The following is a 21266-nucleotide window of genomic DNA, read 5'->3' on the forward strand; positions in this document are numbered from 1 at the left end:
TGCGAAGATTTGGGGCGTGAGCGCCAACGAAGCCCCCGCGGGCCAGCAGCAGACCGCTACATACGACTCGGCCTTCCTCAAGGCCTGCCGACGTGAGCCGGTGCCGCACACCCCGGTGTGGTTCATGCGCCAGGCGGGCCGCTCACTGCCGGAGTACCGCAAGGTCCGCGAGGGCATCGCGATGCTCGACTCGTGCATGCGGCCCGAGCTGGTCACCGAGATCACGCTGCAGCCCGTGCGCCGCCACGGCGTCGACGCCGCCATCTACTTCAGCGACATCGTCGTCCCCCTCAAGGCCCTCGGCGTCGACCTCGACATCAAGCCCGGCGTCGGCCCGGTCGTCGCGAACCCGATCCGCACCCGCGCCGACCTCGACCAGCTGCGCGCCCTGGAGCCCGGCGACGTCCCCTACGTCACCGAGGCCATCGGCATGCTCGTGCGCGAGCTGGGCAGCACCCCGCTGATCGGCTTCGCCGGCGCGCCGTTCACACTCGCCAGCTACCTCGTCGAGGGCGGCCCGTCCCGCAACCACGAGCACACCAAGGCCCTCATGTACGGCGACCCGCAGCTGTGGGCCGACCTGCTGGACCGCCTCGCCGACATCACCGCCGCCTTCCTCAAGGTGCAGATCGAGGCCGGGGCGAGCGCGGTGCAGCTCTTCGACTCCTGGGTCGGCGCGCTCTCGCCCGCGGACTACCGCCGCTCGGTGATGCCCGCCTCCGCCAAGGTCTTCAAGGCGGTGGAGGGCCTCGGCGTGCCGCGCATCCACTTCGGCGTCGGCACCGGCGAACTCCTCGGCCTGATGGGCGAGGCGGGCGCGGACGTCGTCGGCGTCGACTGGCGGGTGCCGCTGGACGAGGCGGCCCGCCGCGTCGGCCCCGGCAAGGCGCTCCAGGGCAACATCGACCCGGCGGTGCTCTTCGCCCCCCGCGAGGCCGTCGAGACCAAGGCCCGCGAGGTGCTCGACGCGGCCGCCGGCCTCGAAGGCCACGTCTTCAACCTCGGCCACGGCGTCCTGCCCGACACCGACCCGGACGCGCTGACCCGCCTGGTGGAGTACGTCCACACGCAGACGGCGCGCTGAGCGGAACTGCTTCTCGCCGCGGGGCGTCGTGGAGGGCATGAACGCCACCCCCGACGCCCCGATAGCGGATCTCGCCGCGGCCTGGGAAGAGGTACGCGCCGAGTACTACGCGGACCACGACACGGAACTCGTCCTGGCCTGCGCCCGCGCGCTCGCCGCCGACCCCGGTGGCGAGCGCGCCTGGCTGTGGACCTTCGGACTGCTGATGACCGCCGACTACGTCACCCTGCAGTCCGCCTCCGACGGCACCGCGGCCGCCGTCCTCGACGCGCTGCGCGCCACCGACCGGGCGCTGCGCGGGCACCCCTGCGGCCACGACGAGCACCCCTACGAGGGCGATCTCGACGAGCAGTTGCCGCGCCTGGTCTCCTACCTCCCGCTGCTGGAGCACGGCGCGGCGCAGGCGGACCGGGGCGACCGGCACTGCGCCGGGGTGTGGCGCTGCCCGCGCAATGTCGCCGGCTACGCCCGGGTCGCCGTCGACATCCTCGCCCCGGGGACCACCGACGGCATTCCGGCCCGCCTGTCCACCGCCGAGCAGGAGGAGGCCGCCGACCTGGTCTCCATCCTCGACGGCCACCCGGCCCCGGGGGTCAGCGTGTCCTGGTCGCTGTCCCACTACGGCAAGTCGCTCGCCGAGGCGACCGAGCCCGCCGAGCGCGCCGGGCTGGTCGTCATCGTCGCCGCGCTGTCCCGGTACGCGGCCGGCCTCGTGGACTGTCCGGGGCCGCTCAACGATCTGATCGCCGGGCTCGCGTCCGTACCGGCGGCGCCCGCCGAAGGAGGCTGCGGCCACGACGAGGCGGCGCACCCGGTCCTCCCCGACGCCCCCGAGGACGTCATCACGGCCGGGATGCGCCTGAAGAGCCCCAGCGGGCGCCGGCTGCTCGCGGAGCGCAGCGGCCGGCCCGGGGAGGGCGCGCCGCTGGAGGCCTGGCTGTGCCCGGCGTTCGTGGCGGGGCTGGCCCGTGCGGCCCGGCAGCGGGTGCGCACCGCACGCGAGGAGCTGCTCGGCGCGCTGGGGGCCGCGTGCTAGAGACGGACGTCCGGGGCCTGCCCGACGCCGATCCGCCGGACAGCCACCGTGGCGTCAGCCGCCGGCGGCCCGTACCGCCGCCGTCGCCTTGCGGGCCGCGACCAGTACGGGGTCCCAGACGGGCGAGAACGGCGGGGCGTAGCCGAGGTCGAGGGCGGTCATCTGCTCCACCGTCATCCCGGCGGTGAGCGCGACCGCCGCGATGTCGACCCGCTTCGCGGCGCCCTCACGGCCGACGATCTGCACCCCGAGCAGCCGGCCGGTGCGGCGCTCGGCGAGCATCTTGACGTGCATCGGGCGGGCGCCGGGGTAGTAGCCGGCCCGGCTGGTGGACTCCACGGTCACCGTGACGAAGCGCAGGCCGGCCGCGTGCGCCTGCCGCTCCAGCAGGCCCGTGCGGGCGATCTCCAGATCGCAGACCTTGCTGACGGCGGTGCCGACGACACCGGGGAAGGTCGCATACCCGCCGCCCACATTGGCGCCGATGACCTGGCCGTGCTTGTTGGCGTGGGTGCCCAGCGCGATATGGCGGGTGCGGCCCGAGACCAGGTCGTGGACCTCCACGCAGTCGCCGCCCGCCCAGACGGCGTCCTGGCCGCGCACCCGCATCGCCAGGTCGGTGAGCAGCCCGCCCGACTCGCCCAGCGGCAGCCCGGCCGCGGCGGCCAGCGTGGTCTCGGGACGTACGCCCATGCCCAGCACCACCACGTCCGCCGGGTACTCGGCGTCTTCGGTGGTCACCGCGCGGGCCCGCTGCGCGGAGTCCGTCAGCACGCCGGTGACGGTCGTGCCGGTCACCGTCTCGATGCCCATCGAGCACATCGACTCGTGGACCAGCGCGCCCATGTCCGGGTCGAGGGTGGACATCGGCTGCGCGCTCTGTTCCAGGACGGTGACCTGGTAGCCGCGCCGGATCAGCGCCTCGGCCATCTCCACGCCGATGTAGCCCGCGCCGACCACCACCGCCCGCCGGCCCGCGGACGCGCCCAGGGTGTCGAGCAGGGCCCGGCCGTCGTCGAGGTTCTGCACACCGTGCACCCCCGGGGCGTCGATCCCCGGCAGGCCGGGGCGCAGCGGCCGGGCGCCGGTTGCCAGCACCAGCTTGTCGAAGCCGGTCCAGGACTCCCGGCCGCCGTCGTCCAGGTCGCGGGTGCGTACCCGGCCGCGGTCCAGGTCGAGTTCGGTGACCTCGGTCCGCATCCGCAGATCGATGTCCCGGGCGCGGTGCTCCTCGGCCGTACGGGCGATCAGCGCGTCCGGCCCGTCGACCACACCGCCCACCCAGTACGGGATGCCGCAGGCGGAGTACGACGTGAAGTGGCTGCGCTCGAACGCGGTGATCGTCAGCTCTCCGGGCTTCTTCAGCCGGCGCGCCTGCGAGGCGGCCGCCATCCCCGCCGCATCGCCACCGACGATCACCAGCCGCTCCGCCGTCACCGTCGTCCCTCCGTCGCCACTCGTACCGCGGCACCGCTGTGCTCCGCCCCGCCGCCCCGGACGGTGCCGTGGACCGTCCCGAGTCGCTCGAAGGCCGTGGGGGTGGGCCGCCCGGGCAGGAACTCCTTGATCTGCCGGGCGCACTCCTCGGGAGCGGTATCGGTGGTGTCGCACTCGATGTCGTAGATCCCATGGGCGTGCACCTGCGCCAGTTGACCGGCCGCCAGGCCCAGCGGGCGGTCGCCCCGGGACCGTTCGCGGCGCGCCAGTTCCTCGGGCGAGCAGCGGACACCGACCAGGACGACGTCCCGGGGCGGGAACAGGTCGAGGCAGTCGCGCAGCCGCCAGGGCTCGCTCAGCACATGGTCGACGATGACGGTGTTGCCGGCCGCCGCCATCCCGGCGACCGCGCGGTGGAAGCCCCGCCAGGTGCGCACCAGGGTGGCGCGCAGCTCGTCCGGTGTGAGCTCATGGCGTGAGCGCATGCGGTGGAAGGCGTCCACGGGCAGATGGAAGCACGGCTCGTCGAGGGTGTGCAGCAGCGCCTCGGCCAGGCTCGACTTCCCCGAACTCGACGTGCCGTTCAGGAAAATGATCAGCCCGGACTCCGGGGCGGTCAGGTCGGGCACGGTCATCTGGGGCACCTCAGAAGGGATAGGGGGCGGGCGTGGCGCGCAACGGGAACGGGAACGGGAACGGCAACGGGAACGGCAACGAGTCTGCCCGTGTGCGCCTCCTGCCGCCGCGGTACGCGCCGTGCCGCGGGCGGCCGACGCACCTGGTAGGACACCGACCGGTCAGCGTTCCATGACGAGCGCGAGGCCCTGCCCCACGCCGATGCACAGCGCCGCCAGTCCGGTGCCGGAGCCCCGGGCGGCGAGCTGGTGGGCGACCGAGCCGGCGAGGCGGGCACCGGAGGCGCCCAGGGGGTGGCCGATGGCGATGGCGCCGCCGAACGGGTTCACCACGGACGGGTCGAGCTCCGGCCACTGGCCCATGCAGCCCAGCGCCTGGGCCGCGAAGGCCTCGTTGAGCTCGAAGGTGGCGAGGTCGGCGAAACCGCGGTCGGACCGCGCGAGCGCGCGGCGCACCGCCTCCACCGGCCCCAGGCCGAAGAGCTGCGGCTCCACGCCGGTCACCGCGCTCGCGCGGATCCGGGCCAGCGGCTCGCGCCCGGTGGCCCGCAGGCCCTCCTCGTCGGCGAGCAGCAGCGCCGCCGCACCGTCGTTCAGCGGCGAGGAGTTCCCGGCGGTGACCGTGCCGCCGGCCGTACGGAACACCGGCTTCAGCTTGGAGAGCGACTCCAGGGAGGAGCCCTCGCGGATGGTCTCGTCGCGCTCCAGGTCCACGCCCGGCAGCGGCACCACCTCCGCCGCGTAAGAGCCCTCCTGCCAGGCGCGTACCGCCTTTTGATGGCTGGCCAGCGCGAAGACGTCCTGCTGCTCGCGGGTGATGCCGTGCTGGTCGGCGATCTGCTCGGCGCCCTCGCCGAGCGAGACCGTCCACTCCGGGCGCATCCGGGAGTTGACCATCCGCCAGCCCAGCGTCGAGGAGAACATCTCCTGGTGGCCCGCGGGGAAGGCCCGTTCCGGCTTGCGCAGCACATACGGCGCGCGGCTCATCGACTCCACCCCGCCGGCGACCGCGAGGTGCGCATCGCCGTGCGCGATGGCGCGGCCCGCCTGGATGACCGCCTCCAGGCCGGAGCCGCACAGCCGGTTGACGGTCACGCCGGGGACGGTGACCGGCAGCCCGGCCAGCAGCACCGCCATCCGTGCCACGTTCCGGTTGTCCTCGCCGGCGCCGTTGGCGTCGCCGAAGCAGACGTCGTCGATCCGCGCCGGATCGAGGCCCGGCGTGCGGTCCACCAGGGCCTTGAGCACATGGGCGGCGAGATCGTCGGGCCGGACCCCGGCCAGCGCACCGCCGTACTTGCCGACGGGCGTGCGTACCGCATCGACGATGTAGACATCCCGCAGGCGATGGTCGGTCATCAGGCGCTGTCCTCGCTGTCCCGGCTCGGCGGTCGGCGGGCGGTACGAAGATCGCCACCCGTCGCCCCGAGTCTTTGCCCGCCGGTGTCCGCTGTCAACGGGGTCCTCGGTCACCTTCCCCGCGACCGGCCGCATCGGACGTGCCCGGGGCGGCGGCCGCACCGGCCCGCCCGGACGTCTCGGGGACGTCCTCGGCGCCGTCCGCCGGCCGCGGGCCGCCGCTCCCGCCGTCCGTGCGCCGCCGGACGCGCGCTCCGGCCGGCAGCCGGCCGCGGACCAGCCGCCACAGGACGTACACCAGCGCCGCCGTCCCCGCGAACGGCAGCACCGCGCCGATCGCCACCAGCGCCCAGCGCAACGCCGTCTCCCAGGCGTGCCAGCCGCCGGACAGCGCGTCCGAGAAGGACGCCGGGTCCGGGTCGCCGGGCGCCTCGGCGTCCGGCTGCCGCAGCAGCAGCGTGATGGTGGCCGTCCCGGTCCGCTCCTTGAGCGACTTCAGCTCGGCCTGAAGCGACTCCAGGCTGGACTCCCGGGTGCTCAGCTCGGACTCCAGCGAGACGATGTCGCTGATCGTCGTCGCCTTCGCCATCAGCGCCCGGACCCGCGCCACGCTCGCCCGTTGGGACCTGATCCGGCTGTCGACATCCACCACCTGGTCGGTGACGTCCTTCGCGGAGACCTCGCGGGAGAGCAGCCTGCCCAGCCCGGACAACCGCCCCAGCACCGCGTCGTACTCCTTGGGCGGCACCCGCAGCACGATCCGCGAGCGCTCGTGCCCCTGCCCGTCCCGGTCGGTGGTCTCGTCGGCCGTGTAGCCGCCCGCGCCGTCGACCGCCGCCCGCGCCCTGGCCAGCGCCGCCGCGACGTCCTTGGTCTGCACGGTGAGGGTGGCGGTACGGATGATCTGCGAGGGGGCGATCCGCGGTGCCTTGCCGCCGCGGTCTCCCGGGCGGGTGCCGCCCTCCGCCGTCGCCCCGCCGCCGGCCGCCCGTCCGTCCGCCGCCCGGCTCGGTGCGACCGCCCCCTTCGGCGCCGCCGCGTCGCCGGCCGCGGACTCGTCGCCCGACGCGCTGCACCCGGCGACCACCAGCGACGCGGCCAGCAGCGCCCCCGCGACGGCGCCCCGCCGGGCCCGTACCCCCCTCGCCGGTGCCGCCGCCCGTCCCTCCTCCTGCCGTCGGCCGGAGGGACCCCCACCCTGCTTCGCTCGCCGCATGAACGCTCCCCGTCTGAGTGGCGTGCCGATGTCGCCGTTTCGACGGGCCGCCGCCGACCGCGGTTGCCGTCCGTGGATCGCGATCCGGTCACGGTGCGGCCGGTGCGCTCTGAGAGAGTGGGGGCATGAGTGCAGCGCACACCGTTCCGGGCGGCGGGCCCGGCAGCACCGGCCATGTGGTCGTCGTCGGAGGGGGCATCTCCGGACTGGCGGCGGCGCACCGCCTCCTCGACGGCCGGGCCCGGGTGACCGTCCTGGAGGCGTCGGACCGGCTGGGCGGCAAACTGCGCGCGGGCGACATCGCGGGCGTTGCGGTCGACCTGGGCGCCGAATCGATGCTGGCCAGACGGCCGGAGGCGGTCGACCTCGCCCGCGCCGTCGGACTCGGCGAGCGGCTCCAGCCGCCCACCACCGCCACCGCCCGACTGTGGACCCGCGACGCGCTGCGCCCGATGCCCAAGGGACATGTGATGGGCGTCCCCGGTGACCTGGCGCCGCTCGCCGCCTCCGGTGTGATCTCCCCGGAGGGGCTGGCCCGTATCGAACAGGACACCCGGCTGCCGCGCACCGAGGTCGGCGAGGACGTCGCCGTCGGCGAGTACGTCGCCCGCCGCCTGGGCCGCGAGGTCGTCGACCGGCTCGTCGAGCCCCTGCTGGGCGGGGTGTACGCGGGCGACGCGTACAGGATCTCGCTGCGCGCCGCCGTGCCCCAGCTGTTCGAGGCCGCGCGGACCAGCCGTTCGCTGCTCGAAGGGGTCCGCGGCATCCAGGCGCGGGCCGCCGCCGCGGCCCATGTGACCGGTCCCGCCGCGACCGGCTCCGCCCAGGACAAACCGGTCTTCATGGGCATCGCCGGCGGCATCGGGACGCTGCCGGGCGCGGTGGCCGACGCCGTGCGCGCCAAGGGCGGCGAGATCCGCACCGGCGCGCCGGTCACCGCCGTGGCGCGGTCGGCCGACGGCTGGCGCGTCGTGGTCGACGGGAAGCCGCTGTTCGCGGACGCCGTCGTCCTCGCCGCGCCCGCGCCCGCCGCGGCCCGTCTGCTCGCCGCCGTCAGCGAGCCCGCCGCCGCCGAGCTGGGCGCCGTCGAGTACGCCTCGATGGCGCTGGTCACCATGGCCTTCCGCCGTGCCGACATGGAGCGGCAGCTCACCGGCAGCGGCTTCCTGGTGCCGCCCGTGGACGGCCGCAAGATCAAGGCGTCCACCTTCGCCGGCAACAAATGGGGCTGGATCGGCGACGCCGACCCCGACCTCTTCGTCCTGCGCACCTCCCTCGGGCGCTACGGCGAAGAGGACGACCTCCTGCGCGAGGACGCCGAACTGATCGCCTTCTCGCGGGCCGACCTGCGGGCCGCGGTCGGCCTGACCGCCGCGCCGGTCGCCGCGAAGGTCACCCGCTGGGCCGGCGGGCTGCCCCAGTACCCCGTCGGGCACCTGGCACGGGTGGCCCGCATCCGGCACGCCGTCGCGCAGTTGCCGGGCCTTCGGGTGTGCGGCGCGCCCTACGACGGCGTCGGCATCCCGGCCTGCATCGCCTCGGCGCACCGGGCCGCCGACGACATCCTGGACACCCTGCGGCCGCACGCCCGGCCCGGCGAGTGAGAATGGACGACATGACAGACGCTTCCACCCCCGCTTCCGCACCGCAGACGCCCGCGGCGCCCGAGAAGGCCCCGAACGCCGGCAAGAAGGCCAAGGACCTCAACGAGGTCATCCGCTACACCCTGTGGTCGGTGTTCAAGCTGCGCGACGTCCTCCCCGAGGACCGCAGCGGCTACGCAGACGAGGTCGAGGAGCTGTTCGCGCAGCTCTCCGCCAAGGACGTGGTGGTCCGCGGCACCTACGACGTGTCCGGTCTGCGCGCCGACGCCGACCTCATGATCTGGTGGCACTCGGAGAGCTCGGACGCCCTGCAGGAGGCGTACAACCTCTTCCGCCGCACCCGGCTCGGCCGCACGCTGGAGCCGGTGTGGTCGAACATGGCACTGCACCGCCCCGCCGAGTTCAACAAGTCGCACATCCCGGCCTTCCTCGCCGACGAGCAGCCGCGCGCCTACGTGAGCGTCTACCCCTTCGTGCGCTCCTACGAGTGGTACCTCCTCCCCGACGAGGACCGCCGCCGGATGCTCGCCGACCACGGCAAGATGGCCCGCGGCTTCCCCGACGTGCGCGCCAACACCGTGCCGTCCTTCTCGCTCGGCGACTACGAGTGGGTGCTCGCCTTCGAGGCCGACGAGCTCTACCGCATCGTCGACCTGATGCGTCATCTGCGCGGCTCCGAGGCGCGGATGCACGTCCGCGAGGAGATCCCGTTCTACACGGGGCGGCGCAAGCCGGTCGCCGAGCTGGTCGCCGGCTTGGCCTGACCCGTTCCGCACAGCGCTGTGGGCCGCCCCCTTCGAGGGGACGGCCCACAGCGCTGTCCTCGGCCGGCCGCGCTACTTGCCGGGCCGCGCGCCCGGCCGCGCCAGCTGCGCCCGGTTCGCCGCCTGGCCCGGCACCGGCTCCGCGTGCGGCGCGCAGTACACGCGGTGTGCCGGGATCTTCCCGCGCAGCAGGTAGTCCTCGGCGTGCTTGCTCACACAGGCGTTCTCACCGAACGCGATGCCGTGGGTGCCCGCGGCGTTCTCGGTGACCAGCGAGGAGCCGGGCAGCCGCCGCTGCAGTTCCACCGCGCCCTTGTACGGGGTCGCCGCGTCCCGCTCGGCCGCGAGCAGCAGCACCGGCGGCAGCGCCCCCGGCTCGGTGTGGATGTCCAGCGGTCCGTGCGTCCCCAGGAGCAGGTCGTCCAGCCCGTTCGCGGCGGTGTGGCCGGCGGCGTCCAGCAGGTCCTGCGCCGCGCCCTGTTCCGCGGAGTCGGTGCCGTCCGCGTGCGCCTGCGACCGCTCGGGCCAGAAGGCGCACGGCAGGTTCATCCAGGCGTTGTCCCAGGTCTCGAACGGCGCGATCCGCGCGATGTCGGTGTTGTCCCGGTCCCAGGTCTGCCACGAGCGCGGCCAGTGCGCGTCATTGCACTCCACCGCGGTGTACACCGCGTTGGCGTTCTCCTCGTCCTTGGCGGTGCGGGTCTGGGGCATGGCCTGGGAGACCAGCTGCTTGGGGTCGCCGTGCAGGTAGCCCGAGAGCGCCTCGGCGCGCAGCGGCCAGAAGGCGTCGTTGTAGCCGGTCTTGAGGAACGCCGCCTGCAGCTGGCCGGGGCCGATCTTGCCGTTGAGCGGGTGGCGGCGCAGCCGCGTGGCGGCCTTGTCGTACGACTCCTGCACCTCCTTCTTGGACGTCCCGAGGTGGTAGTGGTCGTCGTGCTTGGCGACCCAGCGCAGCCAGTCGCCCCACCGGCGCTCGAAGGCGATGGACTGATCGAGGTTGTTGCGGTACCAGATCTGCTGGGGCGCGGGGTTGACCACGCTGTCGAAGATCATCCGCCGGACGTGGCCGGGGAAGAGCGTCGCGTAGACCGCACCGAAGTACGTCCCGTACGAGGCGCCCATGAACGTCAGCCGCTTCTCGCCGAGCGCGGCCCGCAGCATGTCCAGGTCGCGGGCGTTGTTGACGGAGTTGTAGAACGGCAGGTCCGCCCCGGCCCGGCGGGCGCAGCCGCGGGCGTACGCCTTCGCCTCGGCCACCTTCTTGCGCTTGTAGGCCGCGTCGGGCTGCGACCGGCTGTCGGTCGGCGCCTTGGCGAACTCCTCGGGGTCCTGGCAGGACAGCGGCGCCGAACGGCCGACGCCGCGCGGCGCGTAGCCGACGAAGTCGTAGGCGCGGGCCAGCTTGTTCCACTTGGGGAGCCCGCCGTAGAGGGGGAACTCCAGGCTGGACGCGCCGGGGCCGCCGGGGTTGAAGACCAGGGAGCCCTGCCGTTCGCCGGGCGAGGTGGCGCGGATCCGGCTGACCGTGAGGTCGATCTTCTTGCCGTCCGGCCGCGCGTAGTCGAGGGGGACGGTGAGCTTGCCGCACTCGACGGTCGACGGCAGATGCTCCACCGGCGCGCACCGGCCGAAGTCGATGCGGTGGGCCACGGGCGCCGGCGGCGCGCTGGACGCGCGCGGGGCGCTGCCCGCCGGGGCGGTGGCGACGGCGGTCACGATCAGCGATCCGATCGTGCCGTACAACGCAAGTGCTCTCACTGGCCGTCCCTTCGTGTGTGCATACAAAAGGGATAGTTGAGGCGCTCATTGCCGATGTAAAGCACCTGGTGCCGGTGTCGGACGCTATGCCCCGGAAGAGTGGAGCGCGGCGCGCAGGCTGGGGTCGGTGAGGGCCATGGGGCCGTGCAGCGCGAGTCTGGTGAGTGAGACCGAAGCGGCGGGGGAGCTGGGGGAGCCGGCGGCGGGCAGTCGCCGTTCGCCCGCGTCGGTGGCCCAGTCGCCGTACGGATACAGCTCGAAGCGGGCCATGGCCAGCGTGCCGAGGGTGAGGATCAGCGGGAGCGCGAACCAGCCCAGCGCCAGCCCGTTGTCCGCGTCGGAGGGCGCCATCCAGTAGCTCGCCGCGGCGGACAGCACCACCAGCAGGGCGGCGGCCCGCACCTGCCGGACCGCGCCGCGGATGCCCGGCCGCGCCCCGGCGGGCAGCGCGAGCCCGTCGGCCACCAACCGGTCGGCGACCGCCCGCACCGCGTCGTCGGCGACCAGGGCCTCCCGCACCGCCGGTATCGGGCGCTGCCCGTCGGGCCCTATGGCGGTGAGCGTGGCGCGCTCCACGGAGTCCTTGCCGACCGGGTCGACGACGGTGGCCCAGCCGGTGTGGGCGAGCAGCAGCCGCCGCTGCTGCGCCATCAGCACCAGCACCACATCGGCGAGTCGGTGCGGACCGCCGGAGAGATAGGCCATCTCGTACAGGGTCAGACCGGGCTCGGACCCGTCAGCGGCGGCCGGATCCGATGGGGGGCCGGGGGCCGGCCGCGGGGCCGGTCGGACGGTGCGGGCGGAGACGACCGCGGCACGGCAGACCCGCGCACAGGAGACCACCGCCGCCACACAGGCGACGAGGAGGAAAAGAAGCCACATATGCAGTGTTCATACGGGAGGGCCGGTCACGAACGCCACGCATTTTCTCCACATGTGAGGCACCGCACGCACCGCCACCCGCACCGCACGCGCGGTTACCGCCCCCCCTCGCGTCAGCTGCTGCCGCAGCCGCCCCCGCCCCCGCAGCTCGAACCCCCGCCGCACGACGAGCCGCCGCTGGAACCGCCCCCGCACGACGCCCCCGCGCCGCACGACGAACCGCCGCCGCACCCGGACCCCGAGCCGCCGTCGGCCCCACCGCACCAGGAGGCGTCGCCCCCGGAGCCGCAGGACGACGAGCTGCCGGACGAACTGCCGGACGACGAGGACCCGCTGCCCGAAGCGGCGGCCGCGGTGGCCCGCTGCGCCTCCTCGAACTGCTGCCGCAGCAACTCGTCCGCGATCAGCGCCGTACCCCCCAGCGCCACCACCTGCGCGGCGGGCTGCCAGGCACCGCCCACGTAGCCCTGGGAGCCGCCCGTCCGCGCGGCGCGCAGCGCCACGGACCCCGCCTTGGTGATCCGCTTGCGGAGCGCCTTCCGGCACACCGCGCCCATCACCACGCCGCCGAGAAACGCCGGCACGACGTCGAAGACCACCGGCGCCTGGTACCCGTCGTCCCCGGCCACCCCGGCGATCGAGAGCACCAACGCCACGGCGAAGAGCACCGTGCACGCCGTCATCTGCGTGCTCGCCCACCGGCGCCAGCCCCGCCCGAGCCGCGGCGGGCGCAGCAGCCCGCGGGCCGCCAGCCGGTCACCGACGCCCTGGACCGCCGGGCTGCGCATCGCCTCGAAGCGCACCGTGGCCAGCGCCCCGCCGGGCGTCCGCAGGACCGCGTCCACCACGGCCGCCTCGACCGCGTCGCGGGCGGCGGCACCGCGTACGGTCACCACGCCCGGCCCGCCCACCGCCAGCAGCCCGTCCTCGTGCATCCCGGCGACCGCGGCGTCCACCACCCGCCCGGGGCCGCCGGCCAGGAACGCCGCCTCCCACACGCCGTGTGTCAGCGCGTCCCCCCTGGGGGCCGACGGCGTCCGCAGCCGCACCGTCACCGTGCCGAGGACGAGCAGCAACGACGAGACACCGACCGCGGTGTTCACCCACTGTGCGAAGGACATCGCGGTCACCTCCGGCCCAGCATGTCGCGCACGGCACGCGCCAGGCGTGCCGCGGGCCGGGCGGACGGCGGCTTGGGGCCTGCGCGATCGCGCCACCAGCGTGTGAGCCGCTGCCGTGCGGCCGGGTCCTGGGGACGGTCCTGGGCCAGCAGATGCGCCGCGAAGTCCAGCGCGTCCTGGCGGTAGCCGCCGGACATCGGCCGGTTCCGGGCGAAGCCGGCGAACGCCGCCCGGTAGTCGGCGCCGAGGATCTCGGGCAGCTCGGGTGCGACCTTGGCGACGACCGCGGCGCGCTTGGCGGTCAGCGCCCGGCTCTGCACCCGCAGCCGGGTGCGGTCGAAGCCCTCGGGTGCCGGCGTCCCGGCGACCAGCGCGGACAGCAGCGCGGTCTGCGCCAGCGCCAGCCGCTGCCGCGCCGCGTCGGTGCCGATCGCCGGGGCGGCGCCCGGGCCCCGGAGCGACGTCGTGCACGGTACGGGCTCAAGCCGCCTGCGCATGACGGGCCTCCTTCAGCACGGTGCGGATCGCGTCGAGTTCACCGGCGAGCTCCCCGCCCTCGGGGAAGTCCTCGTCGCGCTCCAGCAGCACACCGGGCGGGGCGGTCCGGGCGCACAGCTCCGCCAGCACGTCCAGCACCGGCCGGGTCACCGGATGGGCGTGGCTGTCGTGCCACACCCCGTCCCGCTCCACCCCTCCCGCGACGTGGACGTACGCGATGGCCTCGACCGGCAGCTCGTCGAGCGCGACCGCCGGGTCCTCGCCCCGGTTGACGTGGTTGGTGTGCAGGTTGGCGACGTCGATCAGCAGCCGCACCCCGGTCCGCTCGACCAGTTCGGAGAGGAACTGGCCCTCGGTGAACTCCTCGTTCGGCCAGTTGACGAGCGCGGCGATGTTCTCCAGGGCCAGCGGCACCGGCAGCGCGTCCTGGGCGATCCGGACGTTCTCGCAGAGCACGTCCAGCGCGTCACGGGTGCGCGGTACGGGCAGCAGGTGCCCGGCCTCCATCAGCGGGGAGGCGGTCAGCGGCCCGCCGGCCCGGACGAACGCGATGTGCTCGGTGACCAGCGGCGCGCCCAGCGCCTCGGCGCGCTCGGCCAGCGCGCTCAGACGGCCGGCGTCGGGACGGTCGGCGCCGCCGAGACCGAGTGAGACACCGTGCGGCACGACGGTCGTGCCGCGCTCGCGCAACTCCCGCAGGGCGTCCGGCAGATGGCCCGGACAGATGTTCTCCGCCACGACCTCGACCCAGTCCACCCCGGGTAGCTCCGCGATCTCCGCGGCGATTTCCGGCCGCCAGCCGATTCCCGTACCAAGGCGCTCCATGTGCTCCATGGCTCCCCCTCTCGCTCCGTGGTCGGGGTACTCATGGCCCCGTCAACAGGGGCCAAACCCTGCACCGGCCGAGTTCAGAGGTTGATTTGAGCTTCCCGCGCGCACCCGCCGGGGCCCCCGCGGCAGTCAGCGGGCGGTCTCGAACCCCACCGCGGCGCCCAACGCCATCAGCACCCCGCCGGTGGCCTGATCCAGCCTCCGCCGTACGCGCGGACGCTGGAAGACGGCCCGCGCCCGGTGGACCGCGAGCGCGACGCCGCCCAGCCACAGCACGCCCAGTGCGGCATGGACGGTGACCAGCAGCAGTGTGGTGGCGACCACCGGCGCACCGTGCGGGATGAACTGCGGCAGCAGCGACATATAGACGACCCCGACCTTGGGGTTGAGGACATTGGTCAGCAGACCGGTACGGAACGCGCCCAGGGGCGTCGCAAGCGCGTCCTTGGTCGCGCCCGCGGCCTGCGCCGGTCCCCCGCCCGCGGCTGCTTCCCGCCCCGTCCCCGTCGTCTCCGTGCGCCCGGTCGTCCGTCCCCGCCGGGCACTGCGCAGCGCCTGCACCCCGAGCCACATCAGATACAGCGCACCGGCCAGCCCCACGACGCGGTACGCCGCTTCCGAGGCCGACAGCATCGCGGTCAGCCCGATCGCCCCGGCCAGCCCCCACACGAAGCACCCGGTGGATATGCCCAGCGCGCTGCACAGCGCGGCGCGCCGCCCCGAGCCGAGCGCGGTCCGCAGGACCACCGCGAAGTCGGGACCGGGGGAGATGGTCAGCAGCGCGGCCACGGTGGTGAACCCGAGAAGTGAGGCAATCATGGGCCAACGATACGGTCTGGACCGAAACTTCCGTCCTGCGGAGCCGCCCCCTCGAGGACGGTCGTACGGCCCCGGCGCCCGGCGCGTGGCCGGGATCACAGGCTGGTTCGCCGGACGGTCGGAATGCCGCGACAGCCGCCCTGGTTGGCACTGCACGCATTGAATGCGTGTGCACATACCGACCGGTACCTACGAGGAGCACTCCGTGACCGTCACCGCGTCCTCCGCCTCCCGCGCGGCGGAAATCCTGTCCCGACCCGTCACCCTGAACGGCCTGACCGTTCCGAACCGCATCGCGATGGCGCCGATGACGCGCATGTTCTCCCCGGGCGGTGTTCCGGGTGAGGACGTGCGGTCGTACTACGCCCGCCGCGCCGCCGCGGGGGTCGGCCTGATCGTCACCGAGGGGACCTACGTCGGCCACGAGTCGGCCGGGCAGAGCGACCGTGTGCCGCGGTTCCACGGTGAGGAGCAGCTGTCGGGCTGGGCGAAGGTCGCCGACGCCGTGCACGCGGCCGGCGGCACGATCGTGCCGCAGCTGTGGCACATCGGCATGGTGCGCAAGCAGGGCGACCCGCCCTACGCCGACGCCCCCGCCGTCGGCCCCTCCGGCATCCGCGTCGACGGCACCGAGGGCACCGGCAAGGCGATGACCCGGAGCGATCTGGACGAGGTCGTCGGCGCCTTCGCCGAGGCCGCCGCGGCCGCCGAGCGCATCGGCTTCGACGGCGTCGAACTGCACGGCGCCCACGGCTACCTCCTCGACCAGTTCCTGTGGGCGGGGACGAACCGCCGCACCGACGCCTACGGCGGCGACCCCGTCGCCCGTACGAAGTTCGCGGCCGAGATCGTGGCCGCGGTCCGCGAGACCGTCTCGCCCGACTTCCCGGTGATCTTCCGCTACTCGCAGTGGAAGCAGGAGGCCTACGACGCGAGGCTCGCCGAGACCCCGGAGGAGCTGGCGGCGATCCTGACCCCGCTCGCCGAGGCCGGCGTCGACGCCTTCCACGCCTCCACCCGCCGCTACTGGCTCCCGGAGTTCGAGGGCTCGGACCTGAACCTGGCGGGCTGGACCAAGAAGCTCACCGGCCGCCCCGCCATCACCGTCGGCTCGGTCGGCCTCGACGGCGACTTCATCCGCGGCTTCATGGGCGAGGGTGCCCCGGTCCAGGGCATCGACAACCTCCTCGACCGCCTGGAGCGGGACGAGTTCGACCTGGTCGCCGTCGGCCGCGCCCTGCTCCAGGACCCGGAGTGGGCGACGAAGGTCCTGGCGGGCCGGTTCGACGAGCTGAAGCCGTACGACGCGGCGGCGCTGAAGACCCTGAACTAGGGCCTGTCCGACGGGTCGGGGCCGGATGGGCCGCGCCGGCTTCCGCGGCCTCCCGGCCTCCCGGCCTCCGCGGGCCCGCGTGGCCCTCAGGGTCCGGGCACGGACGACGCACCCCGAACACCATGTATGATCATGGTGAAGCTCCGGCCCACGGGCGGGAGCCAAGCGTCTGTGGTCCAAGGAAAGACGTCCACCAACCGGTGGGAGATGCAGGTGCAAGGCCTGCCGGGCGCTCGGCAAAGGGCCCCCTCCTCATATGAGGAGGGGGCCCTTCCTTGTTGCCGCCGCCCGCTAACGGGTCGCGTCGGCGTCGTAGTCGCGCCGGGCCTGCTCGACCTCGTCCAGGTGGCCGGCGCCCCACTCGGCGAGATGCGCGAAGAGCGGCGCGAGGCTGCGCCCGAGGCCGCTGATCTCGTACTCGACGCGCGGGGGAACCTCCGGGTGGTACGTGCGCACCACCAGGCCGTCGCGCTCCAGTTGCCGCAGCCGCTGGGTCAGCACCTTCGGGCTGATGTGGGTGATCCGCCGTTCGAGCTCGACGAAGCGCTGGCGTCCGTGCGCATGGAGGGTCCACAGGACCGGCGTGGTCCAGCGGCTGAACACCAGGTCCACGACCGGGCTGATCGGGCAGGCGAGTTGGGGGTCGGCCTCGATCGACGTCGTCCGGGTCGCTCCGTCGGCCATGTGCATCCCCTCGGGGTAGTCACTTTCCTCTAGGTACCTACTATACGGCCGCTGTTAGCGTCCTCCCGTCGCCCGGAGAGCAGTCCTCCGGAGCGTTCTCGCCCGCTCGGGCGTCGACAACCATGCGGAAAACCAAGGGAGTTGCTCATGATCGTGGTGACGGGTGCGACCGGCAACGTGGGCCGACCCCTCGTAGCGGCCCTCGCGGCCGCCGGTGAGGAGGTGACCGCGACCTCGCGGAGGATCGCGGCGCAGGACGTGCCGGAGGGCGTGCGGCACCGGCGGGCGGACCTGACCGACGCGGAGAGTCTCCGGGAGGTCTTCGACGGCGCCGACGCGGTGTTCCTGCAGAACGGCGGTCCCAGCGCGCACCTGCTGAGCACGCCCGACATCCTCGACGCGGCCAAGGCCGGCGGCGTCGAACGGGTGGTGCTGCTGTCGTCCCAAGGAGTCGCGACCCGGCCGGAGTCGGCCTCGCACGCGGGCACGGCAGGCGCCATCGAGGCCGCGGTCCGGGACTCCGGCCTGCGGTGGACGATCCTGCGGCCCGGCGGCTTCCACTCCAACGCCTATGCCTGGGCCGAGTCGGTCCGGGACCGGCGGACCGTCGCCGCCCCGTTCGGCGACACCGGCCTGCCCACCGTCGACCCGACCGACATCGCCGAGGTCGCCGCCGCGGCACTGCGCGAGGACCGGCACCTGGGGCGGACGTACGAGCTGACCGGCCCCGCCCTCACCACGCCCCGGCAGCGCGCCGCGGCGCTCGGTGCCGCGCTCGGCGAACCCGTCCACTTCCTCGAGCAGACCCGTGCGGAGGCCCGCGAGGACATGCTGCGGTTCATGCCCGAGCCCGTCGTCGAAACGACGCTGGCCATCCTCGGCGAACCCACCCCCGCCGAGCAGCACATCAGCCCCGACGCCGAACGCGTCCTCGGCCGCCCGCCCCGCACCTTCGCCGACTGGGCCCGGCGGCATGTCGCGGCCTTCCGCTAGGGGTGTCCGACGGGGGCCGGAAAGGCGGCGGACCCGGCCGTGACCCGTCGGAACGGCCCTGGACCTCGGTCTGTCGGCCCATCCCCGACTCCACCGCTCGGCGGAGGGTGTTCCTTCTGCGGGGCGACGCCTGAGGCAAGGACCCAGAGGACCGTGGAGAGCAGCGGGGATGGGGAACTCCTCGCCGCTGCACCGATTTCCGACCTCTCGTCTCGCCTCTTGGAGAACGAATGCCTGCAATGCGTCGCCCCTTCGTCATGGCCGCCACGGCGCTCGCCGCGTGCACGGCGACCGCGCTGACCCTGGGCCTGACGGGGCCGGCCGCGGCGGCCGTCGACGGCGGGGCCCGGGCCGCCCGGCACACCGTCGAGGAGCCCTCGCTCACCGGCTCCGTCAAACTGAAGCGCCAGCCCGGCGACAACGTGCACTTCACCCTCGACGCCCATGGCTTCGCCGATCAGGCGCGCGGCACGTTCCGCGTCAGCCATTACGTCGGCAAGGACTGGGGCGGCTACATGAAGGGCCGTATCGACTGCCTGGTGACCGGCGGCCCGGTCGCCGTCGCCACCGGCGTCGTGACGGAGTCGCACTTCAAGAACACCCCGGGTATGCCGAAGGTCGGTGATCTGAAGGGCAAGCGGTTCGGCTTCACCGTGCTGGACAGCGGCAAGAAGGACCGGCTCGGCTACAGCTGGGCGATGGACGGCCTGCCGAAGAAGAGCGTCGGCAAGTGCCTGGGCTCCGCCCCCTTCGAGACCATGGAGAAGGGCGACTTCAACGTCGAGCACTGGATGCCGCCCCGCCCCGCCGAGAAGTGATCCGCTGACTCGTCGCCGACGCGGTCGGGGGTGCTCGACCACGGCGGTCGCCGCATGGCGCCCGCCGCCGAGCCCTCCCCGCCCCGACCGCGCCCGCGCATCAAATTCGCTGGTCACCGGGCCTCCTGCAGACCACAATCAAGGGTCACTACCAGGAGGAACCGAGAGACACATGAGCCAGGCGACGACCCCGACTCTTCACGAGCTGCTGCCGCCGCAGGAGCTGACGGCCGCCCTCGACGCCGGGCACGTCACCCGCAAACGGCACCCCGAACTGCCGCTGTCCCTCTACACGTACACCAGGACGGCCCAGTACGAGCGCGTGTGGAACAGGGTGACCATGCGCTGCCGCGGCCTGGTCGCCGACGACGCCACCGGCGAGATCGTCGCGCTTCCGCTTCCCAAGTTCTTCAACGTCGGCGAGCACGCGTCCGGCCAGCCGTACGCGCCCGCCCTCCCGGACGAGCCGTTCGAGGTGTACGACAAGGTCGACGGCAGCCTCGCGGTGGTCTTCCACTACGCCGACCGGTGGCACGTCGCGTCCAAGGGCTCGTTCGTCAGCACCCAGGCGACCTGGGCCCAGCGGTTGCTCGACGGCAAGGACACCTCCGCGCTGGTCCCCGGCATCACCTATCTCGCCGAGATCCTCTACCCGCAGAACCGCATCGTCGTCGACTACGGCGACCGCCGGGACCTGGTGCTGCTCGCCGCCCTCGCCAAGGACGGCACGGAGATACCCCTGGCCGACGCCGCGGCGTGCTGGCACGGCATAGGCTCGGTCGTCACCGTCCGGCCCGCCATGCCGCTCGCCGAACTGCTCGCCCTGACCGAGGCCAACCGGCTGCCCGGCGGCGGCGCCGCCACCGGCACGAACGCCGAGGGCTTCGTACTGCGCTTCGCCTCGGGCGTACGGGCCAAGGCCAAGCTCGCCGAGTACGTACGGCTGCACAAGGTGCTCACCGGTGTGACGGAGCGGGACATCTGGCGCGGCCACGGCATCCAGCGCTTCGCCGGTCTGCCCGTCAAGCAGGTGGCCCAGGCGCTGGGCTGCTCGGCGGCCGACATCGAGGCGTCCGGCGGCCGGCCCCTGGACGCGCTGCTGGAGCAGGTGCCCGACGAGTTCGACGCCTGGGTGCACGAGGTGATCGCGCGGATCGAGAAGGACGTGGCCGACCGCGAGCAGGCGATCGACGAGGCGTACCGCTCGCTGGCCCACCTCGCCGGCGACCGCGGCGCCTTCGCCCGCGCCGCGCAGGCGCTGCCCGACGCCGCCGTCCGGCCCGCCATGTTCCAGCGCCTGGACGGGCGCCCCACGGAGCTGGTGACGTACCGTTCCCTCCGGCCGGAGGCATCCGACCCCTTCAAGAACGACGAGGAGAACTGACCGTGCCCGAAGTACACGTCATGACGGGGCTCCCGGCCTCGGGCAAGACGACCGCCGCGCGCAGGCTGCAGGCGGAGTCCGAGGGCCGGATGCGCCGGGTGAACCTCGACGACCTGCGGACCATGCTCGACATCCCGGCCCCCGAGCGCCGGTCGTACGCGCACGAGCAGACCGTGCTCGCGATCCAGGACGCGGCGGTACGGGCCGCCGTCGACGACGGTTTCGACGTCGTCGTGGACAACACGCACCTGACGCCCCACATCCCCAAGCGCCTGAAGGCCGCCGTGGCCGGACAGGCCGCCTTCGTCGTGCACGACTTCACCGACGTCCCGGTCGAGGAGTGCATACGGCGCGACGCCGAGCGCGACCGCACGGCCGGTGAGGACATCATCCGGCTCCTGGCCGACAAGCACGCGAAGGCCAGGCAGGGCGGCTGGCGGCTCACCGCGGAGTGGCTCAACGACGAGGTGCCGGTCGCGCCGTACGCCGCCGACCCGGCCCTTCCGGCGGCGGTGCTGTGCGACATCGACGGCACGCTCGCCATCAGGGGCGATCGCGGCCCCTACGACTTCTCCCGCTGCGGCGAGGACCTGCTCAACGTCTCGGTGCGCGACGCCCTGCGCTCCTTCCGGCGCGCCGACGACGACGTCGTCGTCCTGCTGTCGGGGCGCGGCGAGGAGCACCGCGAGCGGACCGAGGAGTGGCTGCGCCGGCACGACGTCCCCTACGACGAGCTGTGGATGCGCGCCGCCGGCGACGGCCGCCGTGACGACGTGGTCAAGGCCGAACTCTTCGACCGCCACGTCCGCCGCCGCTTCGCGGTGCGCGTCTCCCTGGACGACCGCGACCGCGTCGTCGCCGTCTGGCGCCGGATGGGCCTGCCGACCTGGCAGGTCAACTACGGCAACTTCTGAGGGAGTTATGGCGGGGCGGGCACCGCGGCGGCCGGCGCGAAGCCCGCACCCCCGGCGTGTTCGCGTGCCATGATCGTCGGAGTGACGGAGCCCAAC

General features: G+C 73.8%; 18 protein-coding genes and 1 pseudogene. 9 read left to right on the forward strand and 10 right to left on the reverse strand.

Features of this window, described 5'->3' with window-relative positions:
• Positions 1-16 precede the first annotated feature (16 nt).
• Positions 17-1084 carry a uroporphyrinogen decarboxylase gene (gene hemE / locus ACFWZH_RS18225; protein ID WP_384431524.1) on the forward strand — a complete coding sequence of 356 codons (1068 nt, stop codon included), beginning with the start codon at positions 17-19 and terminating at the stop codon, positions 1082-1084.
• A 37-nt stretch (positions 1085-1121) separates the two neighbouring features.
• Positions 1122-2120, forward strand: a complete 999-nt coding sequence (locus tag ACFWZH_RS18230) for a hypothetical protein (RefSeq protein ID WP_384431526.1) — start codon at positions 1122-1124, stop codon at positions 2118-2120.
• Between the two features lie 54 nt (positions 2121-2174).
• On the opposite strand, the gene ACFWZH_RS18235 is transcribed toward ACFWZH_RS18230, so the two are convergent.
• The 4 genes from ACFWZH_RS18235 to ACFWZH_RS18250 all read right to left on the reverse strand — a co-directional run bounded on the left by ACFWZH_RS18235 (position 2175) and on the right by ACFWZH_RS18250 (position 6767).
• Positions 2175-3557 (reverse strand): FAD-dependent oxidoreductase, encoded by a 1383-nt coding sequence (locus ACFWZH_RS18235; RefSeq protein WP_384431528.1) that lies wholly within the window; start codon positions 3555-3557, stop codon positions 2175-2177.
• Positions 3554-4192: a chloramphenicol phosphotransferase CPT family protein gene (locus ACFWZH_RS18240; protein ID WP_384431531.1), complete on the reverse strand. Its 639-nt coding sequence runs from the start codon at positions 4190-4192 to the stop codon at positions 3554-3556. The genes ACFWZH_RS18235 and ACFWZH_RS18240 overlap by 4 nt, the downstream gene beginning before the upstream one ends.
• Positions 4193-4354: 162 nt before the next feature.
• Complete coding sequence (locus ACFWZH_RS18245; RefSeq protein WP_384431534.1) at positions 4355-5551, reverse strand: thiolase family protein; 1197 nt, start codon at positions 5549-5551, stop codon at positions 4355-4357.
• Between the two features lie 94 nt (positions 5552-5645).
• Positions 5646-6767, reverse strand: a complete 1122-nt coding sequence (locus ACFWZH_RS18250; RefSeq protein WP_384431536.1) for a DUF4349 domain-containing protein — start codon at positions 6765-6767, stop codon at positions 5646-5648.
• A gap of 125 nt (positions 6768-6892) precedes the next feature.
• Here ACFWZH_RS18250 and hemG point away from each other — a divergent pair, with 125 nt between their 5' ends.
• Together hemG and hemQ are read left to right on the forward strand one after the other, a co-directional pair.
• A complete protein-coding gene (gene hemG, locus ACFWZH_RS18255; protein ID WP_384431539.1) occupies positions 6893-8371 on the forward strand; it encodes a protoporphyrinogen oxidase in 1479 nt (492 codons plus the stop codon).
• A gap of 2 nt (positions 8372-8373) precedes the next feature.
• Positions 8374-9135, forward strand: coding sequence for a hydrogen peroxide-dependent heme synthase (hemQ, locus tag ACFWZH_RS18260; protein ID WP_384431542.1), 762 nt, complete (start codon positions 8374-8376; stop codon positions 9133-9135).
• Positions 9136-9207: 72 nt separating this feature from the next.
• On the opposite strand, the gene ACFWZH_RS18265 is transcribed toward hemQ, so the two are convergent.
• From ACFWZH_RS18265 to ACFWZH_RS18285, 5 genes and pseudogenes are all read right to left on the reverse strand, one after another.
• A complete protein-coding gene (locus ACFWZH_RS18265) occupies positions 9208-10893 on the reverse strand; it encodes an alpha/beta hydrolase (protein ID WP_384431544.1) in 1686 nt (561 codons plus the stop codon).
• An 84-nt stretch (positions 10894-10977) separates the two neighbouring features.
• Positions 10978-11775: a TIGR04222 domain-containing membrane protein gene (locus ACFWZH_RS18270; protein WP_384431546.1), complete on the reverse strand. Its 798-nt coding sequence runs from the start codon at positions 11773-11775 to the stop codon at positions 10978-10980.
• A 113-nt stretch (positions 11776-11888) separates the two neighbouring features.
• Positions 11889-12896 carry a TIGR04222 domain-containing membrane protein gene (locus tag ACFWZH_RS18275; RefSeq protein WP_384431548.1) on the reverse strand — a complete coding sequence of 336 codons (1008 nt, stop codon included), beginning with the start codon at positions 12894-12896 and terminating at the stop codon, positions 11889-11891.
• A gap of 5 nt (positions 12897-12901) precedes the next feature.
• Positions 12902-14219 (reverse strand): annotated as a pseudogene (locus ACFWZH_RS18280) (DUF692 domain-containing protein).
• 135 nt (positions 14220-14354) lie between these two features.
• Complete coding sequence (locus tag ACFWZH_RS18285; protein ID WP_384431551.1) at positions 14355-15044, reverse strand: LysE family translocator; 690 nt, start codon at positions 15042-15044, stop codon at positions 14355-14357.
• A gap of 205 nt (positions 15045-15249) precedes the next feature.
• Here ACFWZH_RS18285 and ACFWZH_RS18290 point away from each other — a divergent pair, with 205 nt between their 5' ends.
• Complete coding sequence (locus ACFWZH_RS18290) at positions 15250-16377, forward strand: NADH:flavin oxidoreductase (protein ID WP_384431554.1); 1128 nt, start codon at positions 15250-15252, stop codon at positions 16375-16377.
• Positions 16378-16668: 291 nt separating this feature from the next.
• On the opposite strand, the gene ACFWZH_RS18295 is transcribed toward ACFWZH_RS18290, so the two are convergent.
• A complete protein-coding gene (locus ACFWZH_RS18295) occupies positions 16669-17067 on the reverse strand; it encodes a winged helix-turn-helix transcriptional regulator (RefSeq protein WP_384431557.1) in 399 nt (132 codons plus the stop codon).
• 141 nt (positions 17068-17208) lie between these two features.
• Between ACFWZH_RS18295 and ACFWZH_RS18300 the strand changes: the two genes are divergently transcribed.
• The 4 genes from ACFWZH_RS18300 to ACFWZH_RS18315 all read left to right on the forward strand — a co-directional run bounded on the left by ACFWZH_RS18300 (position 17209) and on the right by ACFWZH_RS18315 (position 21170).
• Entirely contained in the window at positions 17209-18054 is an 846-nt protein-coding gene (locus ACFWZH_RS18300) for an SDR family oxidoreductase (RefSeq protein WP_384431560.1), read from the forward strand.
• A gap of 230 nt (positions 18055-18284) precedes the next feature.
• Entirely contained in the window at positions 18285-18872 is a 588-nt protein-coding gene (locus ACFWZH_RS18305) for a hypothetical protein (protein ID WP_384431563.1), read from the forward strand.
• Positions 18873-19044: 172 nt separating this feature from the next.
• Positions 19045-20256 (forward strand): RNA ligase, encoded by a 1212-nt coding sequence (locus tag ACFWZH_RS18310; protein WP_384431566.1) that lies wholly within the window; start codon positions 19045-19047, stop codon positions 20254-20256.
• A gap of 2 nt (positions 20257-20258) precedes the next feature.
• Positions 20259-21170 carry an AAA family ATPase gene (locus ACFWZH_RS18315; RefSeq protein ID WP_384431569.1) on the forward strand — a complete coding sequence of 304 codons (912 nt, stop codon included), beginning with the start codon at positions 20259-20261 and terminating at the stop codon, positions 21168-21170.
• Positions 21171-21266: the final 96 nt, after the last annotated feature.

Source organism: Streptomyces sp. NPDC059008 (genome assembly GCF_042749045.1).
Classification (GTDB): domain Bacteria; phylum Actinomycetota; class Actinomycetes; order Streptomycetales; family Streptomycetaceae; genus Streptomyces.

Coding starts and splice junctions, on each gene's coding strand:
- hemQ (WP_384431542.1), top strand. CDS start 8,374: ATGGACGACATGACAGACGCTTCCACCCCCGCTTCCGCACCGCAGACG.
- ACFWZH_RS18285 (WP_384431551.1), bottom strand. CDS start 15,044: ATGATTGCCTCACTTCTCGGGTTCACCACCGTGGCCGCGCTGCTGACC.
- ACFWZH_RS18250 (WP_384431536.1), bottom strand. CDS start 6,767: ATGCGGCGAGCGAAGCAGGGTGGGGGTCCCTCCGGCCGACGGCAGGAG.
- ACFWZH_RS18245 (WP_384431534.1), bottom strand. CDS start 5,551: ATGACCGACCATCGCCTGCGGGATGTCTACATCGTCGATGCGGTACGC.
- ACFWZH_RS18300 (WP_384431560.1), top strand. CDS start 17,209: ATGATCGTGGTGACGGGTGCGACCGGCAACGTGGGCCGACCCCTCGTA.
- ACFWZH_RS18275 (WP_384431548.1), bottom strand. CDS start 12,896: ATGTCCTTCGCACAGTGGGTGAACACCGCGGTCGGTGTCTCGTCGTTG.
- ACFWZH_RS18295 (WP_384431557.1), bottom strand. CDS start 17,067: ATGCACATGGCCGACGGAGCGACCCGGACGACGTCGATCGAGGCCGAC.
- ACFWZH_RS18310 (WP_384431566.1), top strand. CDS start 19,045: ATGAGCCAGGCGACGACCCCGACTCTTCACGAGCTGCTGCCGCCGCAG.
- ACFWZH_RS18305 (WP_384431563.1), top strand. CDS start 18,285: ATGCCTGCAATGCGTCGCCCCTTCGTCATGGCCGCCACGGCGCTCGCC.
- hemG (WP_384431539.1), top strand. CDS start 6,893: ATGAGTGCAGCGCACACCGTTCCGGGCGGCGGGCCCGGCAGCACCGGC.
- ACFWZH_RS18240 (WP_384431531.1), bottom strand. CDS start 4,192: ATGACCGTGCCCGACCTGACCGCCCCGGAGTCCGGGCTGATCATTTTC.
- ACFWZH_RS18230 (WP_384431526.1), top strand. CDS start 1,122: ATGAACGCCACCCCCGACGCCCCGATAGCGGATCTCGCCGCGGCCTGG.
- ACFWZH_RS18270 (WP_384431546.1), bottom strand. CDS start 11,775: ATGTGGCTTCTTTTCCTCCTCGTCGCCTGTGTGGCGGCGGTGGTCTCC.